The 8889-nt window shown below is 39.9% G+C and carries 6 protein-coding genes and 1 pseudogene; 2 read left to right on the top strand and 5 right to left on the bottom strand.

Annotated features, from left to right (window positions below):
* Positions 1–1491 (bottom strand): annotated as a pseudogene (locus tag QVP40_RS06725) (hypothetical protein); the annotation flags it as partial.
* A gap of 535 nt (positions 1492–2026) precedes the next feature.
* Between QVP40_RS06725 and arcC the strand changes: the two are divergent.
* Both arcC and eutJ read left to right on the top strand, forming a co-directional pair.
* Positions 2027–2959 (top strand): carbamate kinase, encoded by a 933-nt coding sequence (gene arcC, locus QVP40_RS06720; RefSeq protein ID WP_022067709.1) that lies wholly within the window; start codon positions 2027–2029, stop codon positions 2957–2959.
* A 128-nt stretch (positions 2960–3087) separates the two neighbouring features.
* The gene (eutJ, locus tag QVP40_RS06715; RefSeq protein ID WP_022067708.1) at positions 3088–3933 is read left to right on the top strand and encodes an ethanolamine utilization protein EutJ; all 846 of its coding nucleotides are present in this window, start codon (positions 3088–3090) and stop codon (positions 3931–3933) included.
* A 497-nt stretch (positions 3934–4430) separates the two neighbouring features.
* On the opposite strand, the gene QVP40_RS06710 is transcribed toward eutJ, so the two are convergent.
* From QVP40_RS06710 to QVP40_RS06695, 4 genes are all read right to left on the bottom strand, one after another.
* Entirely contained in the window at positions 4431–4853 is a 423-nt protein-coding gene (locus QVP40_RS06710) for a hypothetical protein (RefSeq protein ID WP_022067707.1), read from the bottom strand.
* Positions 4854–4995: 142 nt separating this feature from the next.
* On the bottom strand, positions 4996–5196 hold the full coding sequence (locus QVP40_RS06705; RefSeq protein ID WP_022067706.1) for a DUF7695 domain-containing protein: 201 nt from the start codon (positions 5194–5196) through the stop codon (positions 4996–4998).
* A 50-nt stretch (positions 5197–5246) separates the two neighbouring features.
* The gene (locus QVP40_RS06700) at positions 5247–7238 is read right to left on the bottom strand and encodes a Helicase associated domain protein (RefSeq protein ID WP_022067705.1); all 1992 of its coding nucleotides are present in this window, start codon (positions 7236–7238) and stop codon (positions 5247–5249) included.
* 10 nt (positions 7239–7248) lie between these two features.
* Entirely contained in the window at positions 7249–8844 is a 1596-nt protein-coding gene (locus QVP40_RS06695; RefSeq protein WP_022067704.1) for an ATP-binding protein, read from the bottom strand.
* Positions 8845–8889: the final 45 nt, after the last annotated feature.

Genomic DNA, 8889 nt, shown 5'->3' with positions numbered 1-8889 from the left:
CCTTTTCTTATCTTTTATACACAGACTCAGGGATACCCATCCAAATGCACCCAGGAGAAGCACACACCATAATGTCAATCTTGTTTCATCGCCTGTCTCCGGCCTTGTGGAGGCAGGATAACTTTTTTCTGAGGGTGGTTCAGGGTTCTGCACTTCCTCTTTCTGCTCAGGCTGAACAGCCTTATGAACCTGCACTTCCGCACTGGAGGTCATTGTTTTTTCCCCGGTTTCTTTTGTTACTACCTCCACTTCATTGATCAGTTTACTGCTTTTTATATCTTCCGGTATCACAATCTCCGCCTGAAGGCTCACTGACTGTCCGGGCGGAAGCTGACTGACCAGCGCCTTTGTTCTTGTACTGTCAAGAATCACTCCCTCCTTTTCCAGAAAGTGTACAGGAATGTTCTCTGTCCGGAACTTTTCTGTGGTCAGCACAGAATGAAGAATCCTCTCCCCGGTATTCCTGATACATATCTGAAAAAGTACCCGGTCGCCGGGCACCGCTGCTGTACGGTCTGCCGTTTTTGTCACCTGGAAATCTGCCTTTAACGCCTGTATTTCTGTTTTTACCGTAATCGTACGACTGATTTCATCCGGCACTGTCTGCGAAGCTTCCTCTGATGAAAAGTCCCCCGGATCATGATCTTCCTTTTCTGTATTCTGATCTGTATTCTGAGGATACGCCCTGGCTGTCAGTTCAAAGCCCACCTCTTCTGTCCTGTCTTCCGGAACAGGAATACAGACATAAAATATTCTCTTCTCTCCCGGCAGCAGCATCCCGGTATTTTCCCAGGGAATTTTCTCACCCTGCTGATCTTCCAGAACTGCCGTCAGTGTACTGTCCGGCTGTTCACAGAAAAAGCTGAGATTTTCCAGAGGAAGCGTCCCTGTATTTTCTGTTGCTATTTCACAGACAAGCATCTCTCCTGCCCTGGCTGTTTCCGGATTTACTTCTGCGGTTAAAACAAAGTCTGCTGTTTCCTCTTCCGGTATTTCCGTGTCTTCCCCTGTTCCCGGCTCTGTATTCGGATTTTCTTCCGTTTCTTCATCCGAATCTTGCTCAGGCTTCTCTTCCGGGTTCTCTCCCTCTTCCGGCGCTGTGCCTTCCCCGTTTTCTTCTCCGTCAGGCGCTTCCGGTACCTGGTCCTCCGGTTCTGTTTCGGACTGCGCATCATTATCAAAGCCATCCCCGGACGGATCCTCTTCTTCCGTTTCCTGACCGGGCAGGTTCTCTTCTGCCTGTCCATTTCCATCCTGAATATCATTTCCGGCTTCGTCCCCGAAAAGTTCCTCTTCTCCGGATTCCTGTTCACTCTGCACACGAAATTCCCCGGAACTCTTTCCCCATTTCACTGACTTTTCCACAGAAGTTTCCTGTGCGCTGTCCGGCAGCTGTGCCAGAGTTTCCTGTGTTCCTGATGTCATTACAAATCCAGCCAGTAAAATCCCCAGACTGATCTGTTTTATTTTGTGCCATATTCTTTTTTTCATAATATTCCCTCTTTCTGTTCTGCAGCAAAAATCAACACTGGCTTCCTGTTTCCTTTTACCTGTTAAAAGTTTCCCCTGTCAATGGCACCTCCCCTTTCTGAGTTACGTTCTCTGTTTTTCGTATTTTCATCTATGGAACTTTGCACCGAACGGTACTTCTGAACTGTAACAGCTGCTGAATATCCCCGAAACAGCTGTCTGTGATTAAGGATCCACAGAACTGTGGACTATGACAGATTTACTGTACCATGCTTTCTTAAAATATACAATGTGGACTTCTAATTATAAATTTAATTTAATATTTCTTTATATTTTTTCGTTTTCTTTTAGAAACAGTACACACTTTGCACACATTTCTCCGATATAATAGGTTTTGGATAGATGAATAACCACTCTCTATCTCCCCCCTCAAAAAGTTAAGGAAACAGGCCGTCTGCATCTGCAGGCGGCTTTTCCTTTTGCAATCCTCTCTTGCATTTCAGGCCATGTTCTTTTATAATAAAACATATTAATGAAAAAGAAATGAGGTATCCCTATGAGCGAAAAAACTGTAGTAGTTGCACTGGGACACAAAGCGCTGGGAACCACTCTGCCTGAGCAGAAAACCGCTACCAGAGCAGCGGCAAAAGCCATCGCAGACCTGGTAGAGGATGGCGCAAATGTTGTGATCTCCCACAGCAACGGCCCCCAGGTAGGCATGATACACACTGCAATGAACGAATTCGGAAAAGCACATCCGGATTACACCTTCGCGCCTATGTCCGTCTGCTCTGCCATGAGTCAGGGCTACATCGGATATGACCTGCAGAATGCAATCCGCGCAGAACTGCTTTCCCGCGGCATTTATAAACCGGTTGCCACTGTACTGACCCAGGTTGTCATTGATCCTTATGACGATGCTTTTGCAGAGCCGGAAAAAATCATCGGCCGTGTCCTGAATGCTCAGGAGGCGGAAGCTGAGGAAGAAAAAGGAAACTTTGTTACAGAAACTGCCGATGGTCAGTACCGCAGAATTCTTGCCGCACCGAAGCCCCAGAAAATTATTGAACTGGAAACAATCCGTACTCTTGCTGAGGCAGGTCAGATCGTGATCGCTGCCGGAGGCGGCGGTATTCCTGTTCTGGAACAGGGAGTTGACCTTCACGGTGCCAGCGCAATCATCGAAAAAGATTTCGCCAGCGGACTTCTTGCTGAGGAATTAAACGCAGATACTCTTCTGATTCTTACCGGCGTGGAAAAAGTAAGCCTCAACAGAGGTACCGATCACGAAGAGCTTCTGGGAGAAATTTCTGCAGAAGATGCCCGTAAATACATGGAAGCAGATCAGTTCGAAAAAGGCTCCATGCTTCCCAAGATTGAAGCAGGCATCTCCTTTATCGAAAAAGGAGCCCACAGACGCGCCATTATTACAGATATGGCTCATGCACAGGATGGCTATAAAGAAAAAACAGGTACAATTATTAAATAATACATACCGCTGCAAGGCAGAGCCCGTTTCGGAGTTCTGCCTTTTCTTTATCTGCCAAAAAGGATTGATTTTATGTCGGCTTTTACTCTATAATATTCCATATACAAAAACAGAAACGGAGTACCCAAATGGATCTGAAAAGCAGAACACTGTCAAATTTTGCAGAACTTGTAAAAACAGGAGAATGTAAAAAATTCAAAGGAAGATTAAAGGTCGGCGTTGACCTTGGAACTGCAAACACAGTTCTGGCTGTGGTTGATACCACCAACCGTCCCATTGCCGGAATTTCCGCTCCCTCCCACGCCATTCAGGATGGAGTGATCGTTAATTATTTTGAATCTGTACAGCTTGTGACAAAGCTGAAGGAAACTCTGGAAGAACGTCTTGGTACAGAGCTGCTCTATGCAGCGGCAGCCATCCCTCCGGGCGTGTCTGAGGGAAGCGTCAAAAGTATCGGTTATGTGCTGGAAGGCGCCGGATTTGAGGTCACGAATATTGTGGATGAGCCTACTGCGGCTTCCGCTGTTCTGAAGATCACCGACGGAGCCGTTGTGGACGTAGGCGGCGGCACAACCGGAATCAGTATTTTAAAAGACGGAAAGGTTATTTACACAGATGACGAGGCAACCGGCGGCAGTCACATGACAATGACTGTGGCAGGCCATTACCGGATCCCTTATGAAGAAGCTGAGGTTCTGAAAACCCAGCCGGAAAAAGAAGCGGAAATTTTTCCTGTTATCAAGGCTACTGTAGAAAAAATGGCGCTTATTACAGAAAAATTCCTGAAGGGCTACCAGGTTCCGGCTGTGTATGTGGTAGGCGGTTCCTCTATGTTCACAGAATTTACCTCGGTGTTTGAAAAGCGGCTGCACCTGCCTGTTTACCGGCCTGTACACCCGCTTCTAGTCACTCCTCTGGGAATTGCATACTGCTGCCAGCTTCCGGAGCTTTCGTCGAAAAAAGAAGTGAAATAAAAAATGTATTCAATTTTGTGAAATCCTTTAAACACTAGGAAAACTCCCGGCAGCCACACTTTTTATCCCTGCATATTTTTATAAATCTTATCGAAAATCTTTCTTAATAACAACAAAATCCCTTCCAGGAAGTATCTGCTCCTGAAAGGGATCTTTTTTATTTAAAAATATTTACTGTTCAATTACAATTTAATCCGAAACAAGATTAACGCTTTTAAGCGTTTTTTTATACCTTTTTACAATTTGATTCGAAATATAGTTTTTTTCTTTCCTGAAAATCCAGCTAGTTTTTACAACTTAATTCGAAACAAGTTGCATTCTGTTAACCATACAGTAGTATAATTTTTGTTTTTTCGTTTTTTTCTTTAATAATATTTTTTTGCAATTATGCTCTTGGTTGCGGAGACTCAGAGACATGATTATGCATAAAACACGAATAGTGTTCATTTCTCAGTCTCCACAGATTTATATTTATCAGTTCTATAAATTGGAAGTTGTTACTCTTTTGTATCGTAAATAATTTTGCCCGTAAAGTAAATTGAAATGTCCATTTGAACTAAATCTTCTGTTTCTAAGATAGATAAATAACCAGAATACAATACTTGATTATACCCGTATAATTCATCTACAATTTCAAAGCTATAGTTTTTGTATCTCTTTATAAAGCGTTCCAGTTCTAATTTCTCACCGTTGAATTTTCCATAGTTTCCCCATTTGCTCTGCAACATAACGCAGGTACAATCAAAATCCACACCTTCGATTGTGATGTTTCCTTCGACCTGTTCAAAAGATTCTGTAAGTTTTTCATATCCGTCCTCAAATTCAAGTGTTATTGTTTTATCTTGAGTTATAATCTTTTTGACCCGCATATCATGCAGACTATATGGAATGGGCGGATTGTGTTTATATTCTGTCCTCATGAGACCTCCCCGTCAAATTCTAATTTACATATAACATCTAAACAATGCCCATAAATGTTGTTACCATTTGTCAGAGTGCTTTTCCTAGCTTTATGTCATGTGTATAATCCCAACTGGCCAAGCTTATATCTGTTCCAGATGTTTATTTTTTTGGTACATTTTCATCTTCCAACATAACCGAAAGTTCTTCCCAATCTTCAGGGTCTCCGCACCTACGTATGTATGCACAACCGCCATCAATAGATACCAGCCCACAGCTACACGACTTATAATCATGTACTGACTTACTTTCGATTATATCTCCGCATCTTTTGCATTTAATCATGTTCTTTATTATTTTCATATATCATTCCTCTTACACATATTTAATTTTATCCACAGCAATCTAATGCTTTAACAGTTATTCATAAACCCAGGATTTATATCCCTTACTTCTTGGATTTTTTCTTCAGTCAGGCTGCCGTTCCTATAAGAAATTTTTAAATTTGCATACCAATAACCAATAGCAAAACCTTCAAAATCCCTTTCCTTTGGAATTTCTGGTTTACCACCACTTTGAATATATTTTCGATATCTGTCCATATCCCCATTCCATTTTGTATCTAACGGATTCCAATCAAAATTAATCTCATTTAATCTTTCTATCTGCTCAGCTGGAAGAATTCCTTGCGTCTTTTTTGCCCGCATCTGATTGGCCCATATACCAAGTTTATATCCCTTATATTCTTTTCTTTTTGGAATATTTTGTGTTTTATATTCTTTTCGGTATTCCAAAAACAATTCTACAGCTTCATCGAAATATACCTTTTTCTTTTCTTTCGGTGGTTCTGTTTTTTTCTCTTTTACTGGAAGATTAGGAAAATCGGGATTTATTTCTCTGATTTCCAATAGTTTTTCTTTTGATAACGTTCCTCTTCTGTATGACTGTCTCACATCCGCATACCATTGACCTAGTCGAAAATTTTCAAACTCTATTGGTTTTTGTACATGCTTGATTCCAGTTGATAAAACATAACGACGATATTTCTCTACTGCTTCAATCCATTTCTTTTCCAATTTTGCAAAAGTAAAACCTATTTCTTCCAATTGCGCCATCTGTTTATTTGTTAATACGTTTTTACCAGCTTTTCTTCTGGTACACGATACCCATTGTCCTAATTTATATCCGTTCCATACGGTTGTCTTTGTTATATCATCAATAGACATTCCTGCATTCTGATATGCTTTTAAAATCTTAAAACCATTATCAAACTCAACTTTTTCGCATGGGCATCTGGAGGTTCCGTATAAAAACATTCTAGGCTTAATATGAACTACATTTCCGCATTCCTTATGGAGTAGAGCCACTTCATTATTTAGAGATTCAAACTCGCTCATAGCTTTATATTCACCATCAGACATTTTCTCTACCAGACGTGCAAATTCATGATTCTCATCATCTTTTTTTACGCATTCATGACAGATACTTTTGTCTGATACCGCAAATATGCTTTCTTTGCCACAAACACTGCAGATTCTTCTTTCAAAATACTGCTCATGTCTTGGCAAAACTCTGATTAAATCTTGGACATCCGGAAAAGCAAATATCATAAACGGAAGAAATCCTTCTGGCGCAATGTTAATCTTTCTTGGAAATATTTTATTTGCAAAGTATTCTTCTCTTCCCTGAAATAATCCTTTATACTTCCACGCTCCTATATCTGCCAATAGAGCCTCTGTATCATTCCAGGTGCGTAGATATCCCCTCTCCCTTAATTTATCTACTACAGCCTGCTTTACGTCTGTAATACAGGCTGTTATATCTGACAGGCACAAATCTGATATGTATTTAGATAACATGAAATCTGTATTTTCATCAAACTTATATGGAACTTCCTGGTAGTCATATTCTTTGAATTCATACTCATACCCTTTTTGCTTGGTAAATTCCATTAATTTGCCCCCATGCTTGGCACAAACAGTAACTTCCGGTATCTGATGCTCCACATGTAATATCTTACATTCGTCTTCTTTTAAGCACTCTGGACATACTCTTATATGATTTATATGATATTGTACTGTTAGGTTCAAATTACTTGTATCTTTCACATAATTTTGATTTACTTTCTCAATCTGCATTTCTGTTAAGAATAAATTATAAAACCGCTGTCCGGTATTATTCTTATAAATATCATCCAAATCAAGACTTCTAAAGGATTTTTCAGCAAGGTGCGTTAATTCATGACGAAGCTCATATTTAAAATCCCCCCTAAAAATCATGCTATGCCCCATATAATTCATCATAAAGTGCCTAAAAGACAATCCATTGGCTCTAGCCAAACGACATATCCAGGAATAAACAAATTCATTTTTATATGGTGTAAAAAAAATTCCAATATGTCCCATAACAGCACCTCTATATATTTAAAAATGTTTTCATTTCTTCTATAGTTGCTTTTTTAGTTGTCTTCCTAGACTGTGTTTTTGTTTTTCTTACATTTGTCTTCTTATTGGGATTCTCCAAGGCTTTTATAATTTCCTGGGCAATTTCTTTTTCGGTAAGGTCAGAATTTTTCTTCATAAGCTTTTTATATTCCTGCCTTATCTTTTCTTCCTCATAATCATAAATCATATTTATGGTCTTGATGACATTTTTTAATATGACATCGTCTTTTTCTTTTTCTTCAAATTCCTCCACCATAGTTGTCATCTGCGTGTTTTGAGATTTCGTGTCCATAATTTTAAGTGCAATATTTTCCAAAATACGATTATTTGTGGCTTGAATGCTTTCCAGATTTTTAAGAATATACTGCATTTCCGGATAATATTTCTTTGCAACCTTTCGTATAAAATCAGCATCTATTTTTACTCTCTTATCGTCTCGTGACAGGTATTCATAATGCATTGCAGTATAAATGCTGATAAGCTGGTCTATGACTCCCTTTGTGACATCATACAAGGCATCAATAATTTCGTCTGTTGCTTCAATCGTTTTATCAAACCACTGATATCTCAACAGCATTCTTACCAGTAAGGAGAAAAAGCTTTTGTTTCCACAATACAAATCTCCTGATATCACAGGCCCAACTCGTCTGGCCGTCCTTAGTTCCTTAAACATCTTACTTTTTGCGTCTTCCGTTCCTACCACAATCAACGCCATTTTTGTCCGGTTCACAAGAGTCAGCAAACTTTCAAATGAATTCTCTCTGGTAGAACTAAAATCAATCAACTGTATCTCATCAAAGATAATGGCTCCAATACCAAATTTATCGATAAATCCTTTTATTTTTTCTGCTTTTTTTCCAAGGGTTGCTGTTTTTGAAATTTCTGCAGCATATGTTGGTGTAATATTACCAAGAGCTCTATCTATGGCAGCTCCAATGCCCTCATACAGCGCTGAAAAGTTGCTATTTGCTACACAGTTTACTACCAGATAAACAATTTGTGTAAAATACCCGTCTCCAACTTTATGAACAATAACCTGCGGATAACGCGATAACAACGTATGTATAGCAGTTGATTTTCCACAGCCACTGTACCCAATTAAAGAGAATCCTGCATTTGCTGCATCTGCAGGGTTTCCGATAACCCGTCCAGCCTGCACAACATCCTCATTTTTTGTATTGCGTTGAAGACCATTATTTCTAGAGAAAACAAATTCCCGCATTCGATAAGAAACTCGTAATGCATTATAAAACCTCATCTCCAGTTCCTCATGAAATGGCAAGACAAATCTCAGTTTTTTCAATTCTTCCAGCTGCAATAATTTTTCTGTCTTAGGCAAGGTTTTTGCCTCATCCAAATCATAATCTGGCAATCCTTTTTCATATGCACAGACAACATCTCCTTCGGTACGAGGAAACGGCAGGGCTTCAATGAAGGGATTACCTCTATCCGTACTTACTTTTGATTTTACATAAATAGCTTCTACCGGAACACCAAACTCAAAGTCTTCATTCTTATACTGTGAATCATATCCCTCTATCTCTGTGTATTCATAATCAAATTTCATGACAATTCCCCCCCTCAGCCCGTCCGAAAACTTGATTCTCTACCA

The organism is Blautia sp. CAG:257 (assembly GCF_000433815.1).
Classification (GTDB): Bacteria; Bacillota; Clostridia; order Lachnospirales; family Lachnospiraceae; genus Blautia_A; species Blautia_A caecimuris.
The sequence above is the reverse complement of the archived record's forward strand: the minus strand, read 5'-3'. Positions and strand labels throughout refer to the sequence as shown.

Excerpts from the sequence above, each read along its gene's own strand:
- arcC (WP_022067709.1), top strand. The coding sequence starts at position 2,027 with ATGAGCGAAAAAACTGTAGTAGTTGCACTGGGACACAAAGCGCTGGGA.
- eutJ (WP_022067708.1), top strand. The coding sequence starts at position 3,088 with ATGGATCTGAAAAGCAGAACACTGTCAAATTTTGCAGAACTTGTAAAA.
- QVP40_RS06710 (WP_022067707.1), bottom strand. The coding sequence starts at position 4,853 with ATGAGGACAGAATATAAACACAATCCGCCCATTCCATATAGTCTGCAT.
- QVP40_RS06705 (WP_022067706.1), bottom strand. The coding sequence starts at position 5,196 with ATGAAAATAATAAAGAACATGATTAAATGCAAAAGATGCGGAGATATA.
- QVP40_RS06700 (WP_022067705.1), bottom strand. The coding sequence starts at position 7,238 with ATGGGACATATTGGAATTTTTTTTACACCATATAAAAATGAATTTGTT.
- QVP40_RS06695 (WP_022067704.1), bottom strand. The coding sequence starts at position 8,844 with ATGAAATTTGATTATGAATACACAGAGATAGAGGGATATGATTCACAG.